This window comes from Liquorilactobacillus sp., from assembly GCF_047719775.1.
Taxonomy (GTDB): domain Bacteria; phylum Bacillota; class Bacilli; order Lactobacillales; family Lactobacillaceae; genus Liquorilactobacillus.
Map to the genome: position 1 here is coordinate 117942 of NZ_JBDNTS010000002.1, position 17196 is coordinate 135137.

Consider the following 17196-nt stretch of genomic DNA (forward strand, 5'->3'; position numbering starts at 1 on the left):
TTCATCATCTACTTACACCGTTAAGTCAGGTGATTCCTTGTCCAAGATTGCAAAAACTTATGGTACAACTGTTAGCAAGCTCGCTTCTTTAAACAGTATCTCTAACACAAGTCTGATTTACATTGGACAAGTCTTGAAGCTCAGTAGCAGTTCGTCATCATCGACGACATCATCTAGCTCATCAACTAGTTCGAGTTCGTCGTCTTCTAGTTCAAGTTCATCATCTACTTACACCGTTAAGTCAGGTGATTCCTTGTCCAAGATTGCAAAAGCTTATGGTACAACTGTTAGCAAGCTTGCTTCTTTAAACAGTATTTCTAACACAAGTCTGATTTACGTTGGACAAGTCTTGAAGCTCAGTAGCAGTTCGACGACATCGTCAAGCTCAAGTTCGTCTACTAGTTCAAGTTCATCGTCCACCTATACTGTCAAATCAGGGGACACTTTATCTGCACTCGCAAAAGCTTACGGTACAACTGTTAGCAAGCTTGCTTCTTTAAATAGTATCTCTAACACAAGTCTGATTTACGTTGGACAGACATTAAAGGTCTAAGTATTGCCTGTTTGAATTTCTAAAGAGTCCCAATATTCTAAACAAACTAAAACTAGTTCTGACATTAATTGATGAAAATCAGCCAATGTCAGAACTTTTTGTTTAATATGTTAAATTTATTTCATCCTATCTGTTCTAAAAGAAGGAAAGGGTAGATGAAATACAAGATATAAAAAACGCTTATTTTACATGAAAATCAACAAGTTTACGTATCATTCAAACACCAGATACCAACTATGAATAATGTTTACTTCCGTATATATCTACTATTTTTTAAAAAACACAGTCATAAAATTAATTTTTATTCATCTTTATGCTATAATAACAACATCATATGAATATAAAGGATAATTTGGTAATTAAAAATGGATAAAAAAACAAAAATCGAAATTTTAAAAAATATTTTGGCAATTGAATCAGTTAATGATAATGAAGCGGCGGTCGCTGACTATATCGCTTCCTTATTCACTGATTACCCAGACATAAAAATCGAAAAAGTTCCTTATGCTCCCAACCGTGATAACTTAGTGATTACTGTCGGTAATTCGGGACCCATCTTGGGATATTCTGGTCACATGGATGTTGTTGCTCCTGGCAATCTAGCTGACTGGTCAACTCCACCTTTTGAACCAACTATTATAGATAACCGAATTTTCGGTCGTGGTGCAACTGACATGAAAGGCGGTTTGTCAGCCTTAGTTATTGCACTGCTAGAGCTACTCGAAAAAAAAGCCGAGCTTCCGGGTCGAGTTCGACTTCTAGCAACAGTCGGTGAAGAAACAGGTGAATATGGGGCCGCTCAGCTAACCAAGCTAGGTTATGCAGACAACTTGGCTGGCTTGTTAATTGCAGAACCAACAGACAACATGCAACGAATTGTTTATACGGCTCGGGGCGTGATTGACTACAAAGTAACCTCTAAAGGAAAATCTGCTCATAGTGCTCGTCCGCAATATGGCATCAATGCGATTGATAATTTAATTGAATTCTACAAACTTGCAAAGACTCGGCTAGCAAAATTCACTGCAACTGATGAAGTTCTTGGCGGTGTTACGCATAATATTACAGTTATCAACGGTGGCGAACAAGTCAATAATATTCCTTCATATGCAGAACTTTTAGGAAACATACGGACAATTCCGCAATACCCAAATAAATTGTTTTACGCAGAACTTGAAAAAATTATTGCTGAATTAAATGAACAAACAAATTTCAATCTAGCAATCACATATAGTTTCCCAGAAGAAGCTATTCCCGGTAGCCCAGATTCCCCAATAATTAAAATAGCAACGCAGGTTCATTCCAAATATTGGAGTCAACCAGCAGCCATTACCGGAAGTCTGGGTGCTAATGACGGTGCCGAATTCTTGCAAGCAAAGGGATCCTTCAACAGTATCGTTATCGGACCAGGTTCCAATACTTCGCACCAAAGTAACGAGTACGTTGATGTTGATTCTTACTTAAAAGCAATTGATTTTTACCAAGATTTTGCACTAACTTTTTTAAGTAAACAAACAGCAAATAACTAGGCATTTATTTTGTTTAAGATCTCGCACTGCGATATGGTTATATTAACTGGTAATCATTCGTTTAAAATGAGGAGGTCTTTTTATGTCCACAAATTCTTATGACTATGATGTCTTATATCTTGGCAGTGGTCATGGTACATTCGACGGTGCAATTCCACTTGCTGCACAAGGTGTCAAAGTTGCCGTTGTTGAAAGCGGACTCGTTGGTGGCACCTGTCCTAATAGGGGATGCAATGCAAAAATTACACTTGAAGCTCCTGTTGCCCTTGCCAATCAAGTAAGTGATATGCAGGGACTTGTTAGTCCGATTCTAGATTTGAATTGGCAAAACACGATTGCACACAAACATGAAGTAATTGATGCTCTACCTGAATTTATCGCTAATTTAATGCAAGATAATGGGATTACCTTGATTAAAGGTCGGGGACATTTTATCGATTCGCACACTATTATAGTAAATGGGAAGAAAATCTCAGCAGAAAAATTCGTTATTGCAACGGGAATGCATCCTCACCAATTAGACTTACCTGGACGCCAAATTGTAAATGACAGTAGTGCTTTTATGAATTTAAAAAAATTGCCTAAGCGAATCGCGATCATTGGTGCGGGATACATCGGAATGGAGTTTGCCTCAATCGCATCTGCGTTTGGCTCTCAAGTCACAGTCATTTTGCGTGCAGATAAAGCATTAAGAAAATTCCATCAGCCTTTTGTAGAAAAAATAATTGCTAAGCTTAGTCAAGCTGGTGTAATTTTTATCAAAAACGCAACTGTTAACTCATTTTCAGATGATTTTGACAGTAAGACTATCCATTACAATGATACTGAAAAAGTTAAAGCTGATTGGATTTTGGACGCAACTGGACGAACTCCCAACACAACAAGTCTTGGGCTAGAAGGCATCGGAGTAGATTATGACAAGGATGGAGTTATTGTAAATGACTACTTGCAGACGACTGTCCCCCATATTTATGCAAGTGGGGATGTTTTAAAGAAAACCCAGCCCAAGCTCACTCCCACTGCCATTTTTGAATCAATTTATCTGATGAAAACCTTCACTGGTGCAACGAGTCAACCAATTGATTATCCAGCAATTCCTTCAACTGTCTTCACTATTCCTCGAATTGCAAAAGTCGGTGTGACACCGGAAGAAGCAGCAAAAAATGACAGTCTAACCGTTTCCACAAATAATATTTTGGATAATTGGTACCGCCATGTTGAAAAAGAAACATTCGGAGAAAACAAATTAGTCTACACTAAATCACATCAACTCGTGGGTGCAACAGAGATAAGTAATCATGCGGAAGATGTTATTAATACATTATTACCAGCAATCGAACTCAAATTGACACCCGAACAGATTAGTAGAATTGTACACATTTTCCCGACAATCGGTTCGGCGGCTTGGGAGAATCTGTAATATATCTGCTAAGTTTTTCTGATTCGTAAAACTAGAATATACAAAGAAATAAGGGAGTATAAAGTTGAGAAAATTTGAATACTAATTCGAAATTAGGCGAAGAATTAGTACTTATAAAACACTTTTATACACAACAAATAGAGAGGTTAAACCAAACTTTTGGCCCAACCTCTTATTTTATTATCTAGAAAAAAATTGATCCTCAAATTATGTCTTTACTAACTTTTAAATTAAAGGTATAATAATGAAATAAATCACATAGGAGGAGTATATATGGACAACAGCCAAAAACTAACATTCGATTGGAAATATGCACTCCATGCCAATCTAATCCTTGCATTTTTTGTTTTTGTACTGAATTTTTCAACAAATAATACAGCACTCTTATTATCATTGATTCCGATAGTTTTCCTACTCTTCCTACGTCACTTATTCGAGAAAAAACATGATACCTATAAATTAAAAAATCGGATTTTCTATAAGCCTATCTCCATTACTTGCCTCTTTTTCTTCATCATTGGTGAATTAATACTCGCCTTTAACTATCAGACTTCCCAGAATTTGGTGTTGTTATTTTCGTATGCCTTTTCCTGCTCTTTTATTAGGGATGGATTCTCCTCTGAAAAATTATAAGCCATTATTAGAAACCATACTTATTTGAATTTAACTGAATTATATGTTTTAGTTGATTAAAATCATCCTTGATGTTGTATTCATGAATCTCAACTTGTTTAAGCTCATTGATTTGCCGTTGAAGCAGCTCAACATCATCTTCATCCGTATAACTGACCCAGTTAATATGCTCTAACCAATCAAAATAGGCGTGCTTTCCTTTACCATAGCTATTTCCAAATAGCAGACATGGAGTTCCTGTCAGTACAGAAAACACCATCGCATGCCATCTATCAGTCACGATAATCTCTTGTTTTGCAAAAAGCTCCAATTCTTCTCTGAATAATTTTTCGCGGTTAACTGGAGTAATACGATTGACAGTATCGAGAACCGTATCTGTTTCATCAACACTGCTATTCTTACTAAGAAGAGCTCTTAGAGCATCAACAGTTGTTTGCTTAACAACTTTCTCACTATCATGTCGTAGCACAATCAGTGCGCTTGATCTCTTTACCTCATGTTTTACAGATTTCATGTACAGAACCATATCGGGAGTAAACAAGACCTTATTTTCAAAAGTTGTCTGCATTCGATGATAGCTTTGTGCATCCCTTGCAATTAAAAAAAGATGCGGATTCTTTGCATATGCCTCTTGGCTTAGCTTTTCTTCAGCCTTACCATGTTCATTATCTTCAAAATGTATTGATTGCGGAAACGAAATCGTCAGATTATCAACAAATGTGGCAAACACTTTGCGCCGAGCTTCCTCATGATCAGTGTACAAGCTGCCCATATTGCCTCCACCAACAAACGAAACAATATCTCCTGGTCTAATAGCCTTTTTAACTACTTCAATCCCCTCATCATTATCATCTTCTAAAATTTCAATAAATTGATATTCTGGAAATTCACGTTCGATATACTTTTTCTGTGCTAAAGATACCGCTTGGTCGCCTAAATTAGTGTAGGTAGGTACACCAAAAGAATAGAATTTTGGTAACCTATTAACGGGTAATTCATTAATTACTTCAGTTCCAATGTAGAATTCAACCATATTATCTCCTACTTTCTTTAACTGACAGTTATTTTATTTCTTTACCTGCATCGTATGCTTTTTGTAATTTATTATGCTTTAACACAAGTGTTGAAAACATAATGCTTACGCCATTTGAGACTGCAAATATAAAGAAGACGACTGCAATCCCGACTACAGATATAAGAACTGGAAAAATTAGGCTAATCACAAAGTTAGAAAGCCAGACTGTTGCAGTTGAAACAGACATTAATCGTGACTTAATCCTGTTTGGAAAAATCTCAGTCAGGATTAACCAAGTAACCGGACTAACTATTCCTTGATGACATGCAAGAAAGAGCGCTAAAAATAATAGAATCAAAATATTAGTAATTAATTGTGAAAATAACGCAGTTTTCATCGTTATCCCAAGTAAAAGCAAGAACAAAACATTGCCTGCTAAGCCAACTACAAGCATCTTTTTGTGGTTATACTTGTCAATCATTCTTGTACCTATGATACTTGCGATAAGCGAAACAAAACCAATCAAAATATTTGCATACAATGAATCACCTTGCCCCATTCCTACTTTCTCCATCAATATAGTGCCATAATACATCACTGCATTAACACCCGAGATTTGCTGAATCAACGCAACCAACATTCCACAAATCAATAAATAGCACAAACTCTTGTTCTTAAAAATATCCTTCCAAGAAACCCTAGGTTCATCTTCTTCTGCGGAATCCTCCTTCAATTTATTATAAGCTAATTTGTTGAAACCCAATTTTTTAAAAATACCTTTGGCTTTCTTATATTGTTTCTCAGCCATAATCCAGATTGGACTATTAGCAATCTTGAATGATCCAATCCAGAGAATTACCGCAGGAATGCTTGCAGAAAAGACCATCACTCGCCAGATTGGCGACCAGTCACCCCAAACATTGCCTAAAATTGCGTTAACGATAAAAGCTGTCAACTGACCTAAAACAATTGCAATTGCATTTTTATTAACATTTACCGTTCTGACAGCCTTAGGGGAAATCTCTGCCAAGTACATCGGAGAAATTCCTGATGCTGCACCAACAGCAACACCCAAAACAAATCTAAAAGAAGTCATCAGCCAAAAATTTGGTGCAAACGCACATAAAATTGTAGAAATCGTGAATATAACAGCAATAAGTCTTAATGTCCGCCGTCGCCCAATATGGTCCGCAACCTGTCCACATCCCAGTGCCCCAATGCAGGCTCCCAGAATTAGCGAACTTGAAACTATTCCTTGTAACGTTGGACTTAAATCAAGTTCAGCCTTTTTACTCATAAATGCTAGTGCTCCATTGATAACTCCTGTATCATACCCAAATAAAAAACCACCTAGTGAAATAATATAAACACAGTATCTTAAAAAACTAGTCTGACTTTTATCCTGACTACCACTATCCATCAATACTCGCCTCTCTATTATAAAAGCCCTACTTAATACAACACTAAAATATAAAGCTTACTATCTTAATTCTAGAGCAAATAATTTTCGTTGTACATAATTATGGAATTTCTCAAATTTATATATAAAATAAAAAGACCTATGCTTTCCACTCGCACAGACCTCTTTCTTCGTTATTGTTCTATATTATTAATCAATAATACATTCTACAGATCAGCGGCTAAGTATCCCACTCATTCAACTTGAATCTGAATCTTTATTTCATTTGAATCCATCAACCATAGATTACCTGTGCTATCCTTATCAAAGGCATATTCAATCACATTCAGATGTTCCTCAATTCGTGAAACTTCCTCTTTATCGGGTGCAAAAAAAGTATAGTAATCAAGTCCTAAATCATTTTCTGCCATTCCAGGGATATTATGACCATTCCAAATATTTGACCCAATATGATGATGATAATCACCTGTTGCAAAGAACTTCGCTTGTTGACCGAAATCCGTCTTCAATGATAATCCCAAAACATCGATATAGAAGTCTTGCGTTTTGTCTAGGTCAGCAACCTTCAAGTGTACATGGCCTACGGTCGTTCCGCTTGGAAAGCCTTGCCAGTTCCGATCAGCTGCACCGACTACACCTTCAGCATCCATTTCGATAGTGATTGCTGGAATTTCACCATCTGGCTGAACATCCCAAACATCACGTGGCTTATCATGATAGACTTCAATTCCATTGCCTTCTGGATCAGTAAGATAGATTGCTTCGCTATAGCCATGATCACTAGCCCCAATAACGGGTGCTTTGCTAGTCATATACTTGATAAGTGCATTGCCTAAATCTTTACGTGTTGGTAAATGAAATGCAACGTGATACAATCCGGTTTTACGTGTCAAAGGTAATGGATTCTCAATCTCTCTCAGTATCAACAATGGTTTTTTATCATTGTTTGCACCTAAAACACTTTTCATATGACCTTGAGACAACACATTTAACCCAACGACCCGAGAATAAAATTCTGTTTGTTTCACAAGGTTTGCGACCTTCAATGCAACGGTTCCAGTATGCGTCTTCTCCGATAACTGAAATTGCGGAATAATAGCTGCCATAATTACTTCCTCCTAATTCTTACTCTAGATAACAAATATCATTAAATCAATAAGTTATCTTCATTATACGTACTTATTAAAAGTAAGCAACATTTTATTCTTTTCTGCCACACAGCTTTCATTATCAAATCAGCAAATTTTACTTCGTTATCTAGTCAAACAATGGCAATTCTTCTAAATATAAAATATCCTTGCGTTCACTAGCCTTGCCTTCTGCCAAAATAGCAGCTTGTAATATTACCTGTCCACCTGCATTCTCAACTAGCTTCTTCGCAGTAATCATTGAGCCCCCACTGCTAATCACATCATCTAGGAGCAATATTCTCTTGCCAGCAATTATTTGCGCATCTGTACCATCTAATACCAGAACCTGTTCCTGACTAGATGTAATCGCATTGACCGCTAAAACACGCGGATTTTTCATATAATCCTTAACTTTTTTCCTAAGTACAATATACCGCTTTTTCCCCATACACTGGCTTAATTCTTGTGCTAATGGGACTCCCTTACTCTCCATCGTTACTACGTAATCAAACGGTTCGTTAATCCTTTTGCTCAGCTCTTGAGCAGCATAATGAGTTAATTCTGCATCCCCCAGTAATACAAAAGAAGCAATTGTAAGAGTTGGATTTAACCTAATCAACGGCAATTTGCGTGTGAGTTTTCCTAACTCTAGTTCGTAATATTTTGGCATCTGCTAGACCCCCAATCCAATCAGTGGCAATAAGAATTTCAAAAAGGCTCCGGTCGTTATTCCAACAAATGGATCAAAAATTGCAGTTACAACTAACGTAATTCCAGCTACAAGACTATTCGCACCATTCAACGCAGCTGCAGCATTCTCCGGGAAAATAACAACTGCGCCTAAAATAAATAAGAAACCTGCAATTGATGAACTTGGAACAAACTTCCCAATTTTTGGCAACCATCCAGCAAATAAAATAATCGCCATGATGAGCATCATCATTATTCCTGCAATTACGGGTTCAGGCGCACTCGCTGTCGCTGAAATAATTGTTTCTACTGGTGCTCCTCCTAAAAGACTAGTTCCCATATCTGCAAGTGACTGTGTAATTGTCAGTAGATTCAAGTCTACCGGGTTCGGTTTAATGCCAGTCATCTGTCCTGTGATCAATCCATAAGAAAGATTTGCTCCAATATTAAGGCATGCTAAGCCAAGCGCCCCACGAACAATCCTTACATTGAAGATTGGTTTCAAAAATCTAAATCTGCGTTCCGTCACACTAGTTGGTAGTTCCTTGCGATAATGTTCTACAAAAACTGCAAAAACACTTGAGACAATTACTGATAAAACAATTGTCCATACTAAGTCCTTTGAAATTATGTATGTGATGGCTGCAATCATAATCGAAATCCAGCCCGTCTTGCTCTTACTTCCTTTATTCATATCGACAGCTATCTTAGCAAGCATTAGCCCTACACCTGCCATCATTCCATCAATGATATTATTACCTAGCACTGACACAATTTTAGGCAACAATCCCGTGAAACCAATAACAGCCATAATTATTGAACCGCCAAAAATAATAGATGTCCGTTCGCGCAAGTCCTTCCCCAGATTTCCAGTTAAAGCTAGCGACTCAGCCTGAAATGAGATTGGTGCAACTGAACCAAAGACCCCATTAACTGCTGAAGCAAAAACAAATGAAAAAGTTGTGGGAAAAACAGCAAATCCAAGACCCATTGCCATAATACCTTGTGGAATACCATTCAATACTACTCCGATTGCCGCTATTAAATCTGATAACAAGTGCATAAGCATCCTCCAATAAACATATATTATTCATCTTACACCTAAATATAATTCGTATACCATGAAAATATTATAATAAAAAACAATGTTTTTCAATATATTTTTCAAAAAAAGAAACTTTAAGACTAAAATCAAAATAAAGCTTCCTTTTAATTAGTCAACACGATATCATTATGATTGTGTCATTATATTCTTAGAAGAGGAGCGCTACCATGAGGAGTTTTAAATTCAGGGCAACTGTCCTTATTTTGATTGCCTTTGTTTTAGGATGCAGTGAATTCATTGTTGTTGGAATCTTGAATGACCTTGCACATCAATTTGATAAATCAGTAACCACCGTTGGTTATTTAGTAACAATCTTTGCTTTTGTTTATGCCTTCTCAACTCCTATATTAACTGCACTAATTGCAAAGTTCCGTTATTTTTGGTCATTATTTTGGTTTATGATTATTTTTATTTTAAGCAATCTGATGAGCTTTATTGCACCTAATTATAATTTCCTAATAGTTTCGCGGATTATGACTGCGCTTGTTTCAGGCATCATTATTTCGCTTGCCTTAATATTCGCTAATCTGATTGCTCCACTTGAAAAACGTGCATGGCTGGTTTCGTGGGTCTTCTCTGGATTTAGTATTGCGTCAGTTTTTGGTGTACCGTTAAGTACGTGGATCAGCACCACTTTTAATTGGCGGATTGCCTTTGCTGTGATTACGATTGCCAGCATTATGACACTGATACTCTTTACTTTTAGTATGCCTAAAACACCTGTTGCAAAGAGCAGCAAGTTGCTTGAACAGCTCACTCTTGTACGTGATTCTCGCATCTGGTTGGGTTCTTTACTGGTAATGCTCAGTGCCAGCGGTATTTATGTATTCTATACTTACTTGCGCCCAATCCTAACAACCGAGCTGGGTTTCTCAACCGACAGTCTAAGTATCCTATTGTTTGTCTTTGGTTTAATGTCCATCATCAGTAATCAAGCAAGTGGATATCTTGCAGAAAATGATGGACTTTTGCGGATGCCGCTTGTATATTCTTGTCAGGTAATCCTATTTATTTTGATGATATTCCTACCTTATGTAAAGTGGTTAGGGCTCTTGTTAATTCTTCTTTTGGGAATCACGATGTATCTATTGAATGCACCCGTTCAAGTGCACTTCTTTAGTGTTGCAGAAAAGGAGTATCCGCAGTCATTAGTTCTTTCGTCTTCTTTAAATTCTATCTTCTTTAACTTTGGAATTTCTCTTGGCTCTGCAACCGGTGGAATACTAGTTACAAATCATGGATTAGCCGTAATTGGGCCTGGAGCAAGTGGCTTTGCACTTCTAGCAATCATAACTGCAATTCTTTTAAATAGGGAAATTAAACGGCATAATAGGATAAAGCCCGGCATAACAGTGGAAGTTGATGAAGGGTATGACATAAATCAGGGAAATATGAGTGATTCGAAGTTAAATGGCAAAGTTTGACTTACGAAACACGTTTATTTACAAAGAGTGGGGTTGGGTCAAAAGATATCATTTGACCCAATCCTTTTTGGTATCCCACTAAAGATGTTTCAAAAGTCAGATTATTTTAAATTTCTTGAAACTTTTCATATCATTAAAACGTCTAATATATTAAGAACCACGAAAGTCGGTGAACGTTATCTTTAATAGACTGCAAAGAAGAAAAAAGCTAAAGACCAGTGTCAATGAGCTTGAACAACTTGTTTCCCATGAATACGAAAAAATGTATCGTATTGCATTCAGCTACACACATCATCATGATGATGCACTTGATCTTATTCAAACGAGCTTCAACAAAGTCTTATTGTCATTACAAAAAAACAATAACATTCAAAATATCCAAGGATGGTATTATCGAATATTAATTAATACTTGTAAAGATGCCTGGCGAAAGAAACAACATGAACCAACTAGTGTTGATATTTCGGTAGAAAAAGTTACTCAAAGTAACTCTATAATGACTAGAATGGAGCTTAATGAAATTATTTCGAAATTAGATTCTCCTGAAAAAGAAATTATTGTATTAAAATTTTTTGAAGGATTTACATTAGAAGAAACTGCAATTATTTTAGATATGAATGTAAATACCGTTAAAACAAAAATGTATCGCGCGTTAAATCACCTACGTGAAATTCTCGAAAATAAGGAGGGAACTCTTTGAAAACAACAAAAGATATACTTAGTTCATTTAGAAAGACATATGTTTCAATCTCTGTCTCTGAAGATACTAAGAAACAAATTATTAATACTTTTGCTTCCGAGGAAAAAAAGTTTTTCCATAAATTACGTTTAATATTTTGGGAACGTTTTGCAGCTGGGACAATTAGTTTTTTTGCAATTTGTTTACTCCTGACAATCGTAGTTCCACCTGTTCGAAGCTTTGCAGCTGAATTACCAATCATTGGCAAGTTTGTCAAAATTTTAACTGGCTCTAGCTATCATGATAATACAAACAATCATAACGTTAATATCAAAACTCCCTATATTGATTCAAAGAATAAGGCAATCGCATCCTTAAATAAAAAATATCTTGCAAATTCGAAGAAAAAATATCAGGCAATTGAAAAAGACTTTAGGATTAATAAAAATAAAAGAATTAGTGTCACAAGTAACTATAAAAAACTCGTGGATGATCGTCGCTTTTTAGTACTTGAGCGCCAGTCGACCAAAACAATGGCAGACTCAGAAACAACATTACTGTACGATACAGTTGATAAACAGGCAGGAACAGTTGTAACTCTGCCGTTGCTCTTCAAATCCAAGCATTATATCACAGCAATTAGCAATCAAATTGAAAAACAAATTAAGGAGCAGGTCAAATCATCAGACAGTAAATACTATTGGACAAAAAAGGACTTAGCTGAAGGAATAGGTTCAAAAGGTGCTATCCTAAATGCTGAGCACAGCTTTTATATCAATAAAAATCATCAATTAGTTATTGTCTTCCAACAATTCGAAATTGCTCCTGGTTATATGGGAACACCAAAGTTCACGATACCTACTAGTTCTATCAAGAATTTGCTAGTAAATCCTAATTATTTGAATAAATAAAAAGCTTTCACTAAATCAAGAATTGGTAATTAACCAAATAATTGATAAGTGGAAGCTTTTTAGTGTGTAACCGAGACAAACTAATAATCCTTTTAAAATGGTGTACTCTTAATGTCATACTTCTTCTTTAAGAAATAACGTAAACCAAACACTAAGGCTGCCAAAACGACATAAACAACAGGTTCAAGCGTCTGATTAATTATACCGGGAACATTCACAACAAGTGTGTAGGCTGATACCCAAATGACAACCAATGCAAGTGATAATAACATTGTTTTCCAAAAGGGCAATTTCTTGCCACTAGTTCTGCGGTCGCCTGCAACACGGTAGAAATATGCCATCGCGACACCAGCAATAACGGATGTGACAATCAATGTCAGAAAACCGCCATTAATCTGGGACGAATTTGGCGAGAATTGTTGCAAAATCGCATACATGATACAGAACATCATAAACATCATCAATCCATTATCCAGAGCAATCTTCCAAAATGGCGTTGCTGTAGGAGCTTTCTTTGGTCCCTTGACAATCTCATCAACTTTTTCATTCACAGTTCCGTAAAGCTTTGTTGCAGTAATACCTTGACGCTGTTTTTCTTTAAGTTCTTCAGTCATTGACTGCAGAGCGTCTTCAATCTTTTGGCTTGCAACATCCTTTTCTTCAAGAACTTTTTTAATTTTGAACAAATACTCTGCATTGCGCTTCGTTAGTTCAGCAGTATCCTTCTTCTCAACTTTTCCTGTTACCTTCTCTGTCTCGGGAAGAGTTTGTTTGCTTCCAGTTTCTTTATTATTTTCTGCCAAGATAATCCCCATCCTTTTACATAATTACTATACGTTAAATCTAAATTCAATAATATCGCCATCTTGGACCACATATTCTTTTCCTTCAGAGCGGAGACGCCCGGCTTCACGTACAGCGGCAACACTGCCTTGTTGGTCTAAATCTGTAAATGAAAATGTTTCGGCGCGAATAAAGCCGCGTTCAAAGTCCGAATGAATTATTCCTGCAACTTGAGGTGCCTTCATTCCCTGCCTAAATGTCCAAGCACGTGTTTCTTTGCCGCCAGCAGTGAAGAATGTAGCTAGACCCAACAGTTTATACGCTGCCTTAATCAACCGATCTAGGCCGGATTCCTCAACCCCTTCTGCTTCCAGAAAGTCTTTCTTATCTGCATCATCTAATTGAGCAATCTCTTCTTCTGTTTTTGCACTAACTGCCAGCATCTGTGAACCTTCTGCTTCGGCAAATTGCTGAATCTGCTGCACATAACCGTTAGAGCTAGGGTCTGCCATATCTTCTTCAGCAATATTAGCAACATACAGAACTGGTTTAGACGTTAAGAGGAACAAGCCCTTAACAATTTTTTTCTCTTCTTCGTCAAATTCAAGTGAACGAACAGACTTTCCTGCTTCTAGAACCGGTTTGATTTTTTGTAACACACTGAATTCAGCAACTGCCTCTTTATCCTTCGTCCGTGCGACCTTCTCGACCCTGGCATAACGCTTGTTAACACTTTCTAAATCTGCCAAAATCAATTCTAGGTTAATCGTGTCAATATCATCTAAGGGATCAATCTTATTGCTGACATGCGTAATGTTGTCATCGTCAAAAGCACGAACAACATGTACAATTGCATCAACTTGACGAATGTTCTCTAGGAATTTATTACCCAGACCTTCACCTTTACTTGCCCCTTTAACAATTCCTGCAATATCAGTAAATTCAAAGGTTGTTCGAATAATTTTCTTTGCTGGGATAAGTTCATCAATTCTTGCTAAACGCTGATCGGGCACTTCAACCATCCCTACATTAGGATCGATTGTAGCAAAAGGGTAATTAGCCATCTCCGCTCCTGCGTTAGTAATCGCATTGAATAATGTTGATTTCCCAACATTAGGTAATCCCACAATTCCAGCTGTTAATGCCATAATTTATTTCACTCTTTCTTATTCTTCAATATTTGCTTTTTTCAGTATCTTCTTTAACTTACGATTGAATTCTCGGCGAGGCAGCATTACCAAATGGCCGCAGCCCGTACATTTAATCTTAATATCCATTCCTAACCTAATGATTTCCCAACTATTAGTACCACAAGGATGCGGCTTTTTCATCTCAACAATATCACGCAATTCATATTCAGCTTGCATTCTCATACCTCCATCTATTCTAATAGTTAATCGAGACTTATTCCAAGTATATCCATAATTCGATTGAAATCAGATGTCGATAAGTAATCAATCTCAATCTTGCCTTTACCTTGCCTAGAACTCGTTTTAACTGCAACTTTTGTGCCAAACTTCTCACGCAATGCATTCTCACTTTGTTCATAATAAACTGCATTTGGGTCTTTTTTTACTTTTTTAGTAGTTTTTTTCTCGTTACCGTTCATCTTAGCAACCAATTGTTCAAGCTGGCGCACGGTTAGATTCTCTTCAACCGTCTGCTTCGCAACAGGTATCACCTGCTTTTTGTCTTTTAAGGCTAGTAAGGTTCGGGCTTGCCCCATTGATAACTCTTCGCGTTGCAGCATATCCTTAACTTCCTTTGGTAATCCAAGCAATCTTAGATAATTAGCAATATAAGGTCTGCTCTTTCCAAGACGCTCAGAAACTTGTTCCTGTGTAAGCTGCAGCTTGTTCATCAAGGTATTGTAGGCCTGTGCTTCTTCAAGCGGTGTCAAATCTTCGCGCTGCAGATTTTCAAGAATTGCAATCTCCATCATACTTGCCTCATCAATCTCACGAATAATTGCAGGAATATTCTTCTTTTCTGCCAACTTAGAAGCTCGGAAGCGCCGTTCACCAGAGATGATCTCATACCCCTTGACACTTGACTTACGCACAATGATTGGCTGAAAAACACCAGATTTTTTAATTGAGACAGAGAGTTCAGATAACGCATCCTCATCAAATATCTTGCGAGGCTGATAGGGATTTGGACGAATATCGCCCAAGGCTAATTCTGTAACAACTTCTTTGCCATCATCGACTTGTTCTAAATCTTGGAAGAGCGCTTCGATTCCTCTACCAAGTCCCTTATTATTTTTATTCACCATGATTAGCTAATACCTCCTTCGCTAATGCCATATATTCCTTGGCACCTCGTGATGCGGGGTCATAATCAACAATTGCAAGCCCATAACTTGGTGCTTCCGACAAGCGGACATTTCTTGGGATCACGGTTTGGTAGACCTTGTCTTTGAAGAACTTCTGCACTTCCTCAACAACCTGCGAGCCAAGATTGGTTCGTGCATCCAGCATTGTCATCAAAACACCCTCGATAGCAAGTTGTGGATTAAAATGTTTCTGCACAAGCTTGATAGTGTTCATCAGTTGACTCAAGCCTTCCAGCGCATAGTACTCACTTTGGACTGGAATCAAGATTGAATCACTAGCACTAAATGCGTTAATTGTTAGCAGGCCAAGAGAAGGGGGACAGTCAATCAAAATATAATCATAGTCCGCTCGAATCTGCTTAATAGCATCTAGGAGTCGCGATTCACGTGCCATCTGTGATGTTAATTCAATCTCCGCACCCGATAATTGAATCGTTGCAGGAACAATATCAAGTCCCGCATGACTTGTAGCAATAATCGTATCAGCAATTGGATACTCGTTGACTAACACATCATAAATATCTTTTTCAATCTCTGCCTTTTTAATTCCAACACCGCTTGTTGCATTTCCCTGTGCATCTGAATCGATCAATAAAACTTTCTTGCCGAGATCTGCGAGGCAAGCCCCCAAGTTGACACTTGTTGTTGTCTTGCCTACACCGCCCTTTTGGTTGGCAAGTGCTATTACAATCCCCATGTTTTCTGACCCTCCTATGATTTTATTTATCATACTGTTATTTTTTATCAACTGGAATGTCAATTACAATCCGATGAAAACCGGGAACATCTTCTTCGTGTGTCTTAACCCTCATTCCGTTTTCTTTAATCAGCTTAACTGACTTTTTAATCGTGTTTACTGCAATTCGCGTATCATGAAGTGCCTGATTGCGCTGCGGCTTCTTCTTAGTTGACTTAACCGGCTCCTTCTTCTCCAATTCCTTAAGAACAAGTGCTTCCGTCTCCTTGACTGTTAACTGCTTGTCAATAACCTGCTTGATTACCTCAATCTGCTGCTCATCTTCCAAGCTTAACACGCTGCGTCCATGACGCTCCAAAATCTTGCGTTGCATAATTACACGCTGCACATAAGGCGCCAGCTTAAGTAATCTCAGCTTATTAGCAACAAACGATTGGCTCTTACCAAGTGCCTTTGCCAATTCTGTTTGCGTCAACTTATTTAACTCCATCAGTTCGTGATATGCTTTGGCCTCTTCAATCGCAGTCAGGCTTTCACGCTGCAGGTTCTCAATCACAGCGAGGGATGCAGCTTCAGTATCTGTCATTTCCTTAACGATTGCAGAGATTTTTTCCCATTGTAATAACGATACCGCTCTGAAGCGCCGTTCGCCAGCAATGATCTCAAACTTATTTTCCTGATACTCTCTTACGATAATTGGTTGCAGCAAACCGTGATCACGAATCGTATTGGCCAATTCAACAATCTTTTCTTCTTCAAAAACCTTCCGTGGTTGAAATCTATTGGGTACAATCCGTGAAAGTTCGATTTCTCTTACCATTTGTGTTTGGACTTCTGGTTTTTTATCTTTATTCCAAAATGAAAATGCCACT

Annotated in this window: 17 protein-coding genes; 6 read left to right on the plus strand and 11 right to left on the minus strand. The window is 37.5% G+C overall.

The window, feature by feature from the left end:
• The 3 genes from ABF682_RS01695 to ABF682_RS01705 form a co-directional block, all read left to right on the plus strand.
• Positions 1–553: LysM peptidoglycan-binding domain-containing protein (locus tag ABF682_RS01695; protein ID WP_415618809.1), on the plus strand; the 553-nt coding region annotated here is incomplete at its 5' end.
• A gap of 365 nt (positions 554–918) precedes the next feature.
• A complete protein-coding gene (locus tag ABF682_RS01700) occupies positions 919–2082 on the plus strand; it encodes an ArgE/DapE family deacylase (protein WP_415618810.1) in 1164 nt (387 codons plus the stop codon).
• Between the two features lie 82 nt (positions 2083–2164).
• Positions 2165–3502, plus strand: a complete 1338-nt coding sequence (locus ABF682_RS01705) for a dihydrolipoyl dehydrogenase family protein (protein WP_415618811.1) — start codon at positions 2165–2167, stop codon at positions 3500–3502.
• 640 nt (positions 3503–4142) lie between these two features.
• Here ABF682_RS01705 and ABF682_RS01710 read toward each other — a convergent pair.
• The 5 genes from ABF682_RS01710 to ABF682_RS01730 form a co-directional block, all read right to left on the minus strand.
• Positions 4143–5168, minus strand: coding sequence for a polysaccharide pyruvyl transferase family protein (locus ABF682_RS01710; RefSeq protein WP_415618812.1), 1026 nt, complete (start codon positions 5166–5168; stop codon positions 4143–4145).
• Between the two features lie 28 nt (positions 5169–5196).
• Positions 5197–6570: a sugar porter family MFS transporter gene (locus ABF682_RS01715; protein WP_289979926.1), complete on the minus strand. Its 1374-nt coding sequence runs from the start codon at positions 6568–6570 to the stop codon at positions 5197–5199.
• A gap of 233 nt (positions 6571–6803) precedes the next feature.
• A complete protein-coding gene (locus ABF682_RS01720) occupies positions 6804–7676 on the minus strand; it encodes a VOC family protein (protein ID WP_415618813.1) in 873 nt (290 codons plus the stop codon).
• Between the two features lie 151 nt (positions 7677–7827).
• The gene (locus tag ABF682_RS01725) at positions 7828–8370 is read right to left on the minus strand and encodes a phosphoribosyltransferase family protein (protein ID WP_289979930.1); all 543 of its coding nucleotides are present in this window, start codon (positions 8368–8370) and stop codon (positions 7828–7830) included.
• 3 nt (positions 8371–8373) lie between these two features.
• Positions 8374–9453 carry an NCS2 family permease gene (locus tag ABF682_RS01730; protein ID WP_289979932.1) on the minus strand — a complete coding sequence of 360 codons (1080 nt, stop codon included), beginning with the start codon at positions 9451–9453 and terminating at the stop codon, positions 8374–8376.
• A gap of 209 nt (positions 9454–9662) precedes the next feature.
• Between ABF682_RS01730 and ABF682_RS01735 the strand changes: the two genes are divergently transcribed.
• From ABF682_RS01735 to ABF682_RS01745, 3 genes are all read left to right on the plus strand, one after another.
• Positions 9663–10919 carry an MFS transporter gene (locus ABF682_RS01735; RefSeq protein WP_415618814.1) on the plus strand — a complete coding sequence of 419 codons (1257 nt, stop codon included), beginning with the start codon at positions 9663–9665 and terminating at the stop codon, positions 10917–10919.
• A 169-nt stretch (positions 10920–11088) separates the two neighbouring features.
• The gene (locus ABF682_RS01740; protein WP_415618815.1) at positions 11089–11619 is read left to right on the plus strand and encodes an RNA polymerase sigma factor; all 531 of its coding nucleotides are present in this window, start codon (positions 11089–11091) and stop codon (positions 11617–11619) included.
• Positions 11616–12509: an RsiV family protein gene (locus ABF682_RS01745; RefSeq protein ID WP_415618816.1), complete on the plus strand. Its 894-nt coding sequence runs from the start codon at positions 11616–11618 to the stop codon at positions 12507–12509. Before ABF682_RS01740 ends, ABF682_RS01745 begins: the two co-directional genes overlap by 4 nt.
• 92 nt (positions 12510–12601) lie before the next feature.
• Here ABF682_RS01745 and ABF682_RS01750 read toward each other — a convergent pair whose 3' ends face one another.
• Genes ABF682_RS01750 through noc form a run of 6 tightly spaced genes read right to left on the minus strand, consistent with a single transcriptional unit; the run spans position 12602 to position 17195 of the window.
• The gene (locus ABF682_RS01750; protein WP_289979939.1) at positions 12602–13312 is read right to left on the minus strand and encodes a DUF1129 family protein; all 711 of its coding nucleotides are present in this window, start codon (positions 13310–13312) and stop codon (positions 12602–12604) included.
• Positions 13313–13339: 27 nt separating this feature from the next.
• Positions 13340–14440: a redox-regulated ATPase YchF gene (ychF, locus tag ABF682_RS01755; RefSeq protein WP_415618817.1), complete on the minus strand. Its 1101-nt coding sequence runs from the start codon at positions 14438–14440 to the stop codon at positions 13340–13342.
• Positions 14441–14458: 18 nt separating this feature from the next.
• Positions 14459–14659, minus strand: coding sequence for a DUF951 domain-containing protein (locus tag ABF682_RS01760; protein ID WP_289979941.1), 201 nt, complete (start codon positions 14657–14659; stop codon positions 14459–14461).
• A gap of 26 nt (positions 14660–14685) precedes the next feature.
• Positions 14686–15567 carry a ParB/RepB/Spo0J family partition protein gene (locus tag ABF682_RS01765; protein WP_415618818.1) on the minus strand — a complete coding sequence of 294 codons (882 nt, stop codon included), beginning with the start codon at positions 15565–15567 and terminating at the stop codon, positions 14686–14688.
• Positions 15557–16324 (minus strand): ParA family protein, encoded by a 768-nt coding sequence (locus ABF682_RS01770; RefSeq protein ID WP_289979943.1) that lies wholly within the window; start codon positions 16322–16324, stop codon positions 15557–15559. The genes ABF682_RS01765 and ABF682_RS01770 overlap by 11 nt, the downstream gene beginning before the upstream one ends.
• A 37-nt stretch (positions 16325–16361) precedes the next feature.
• A complete protein-coding gene (gene noc / locus ABF682_RS01775) occupies positions 16362–17195 on the minus strand; it encodes a nucleoid occlusion protein (protein ID WP_415618819.1) in 834 nt (277 codons plus the stop codon).
• Position 17196: the final 1 nt, after the last annotated feature.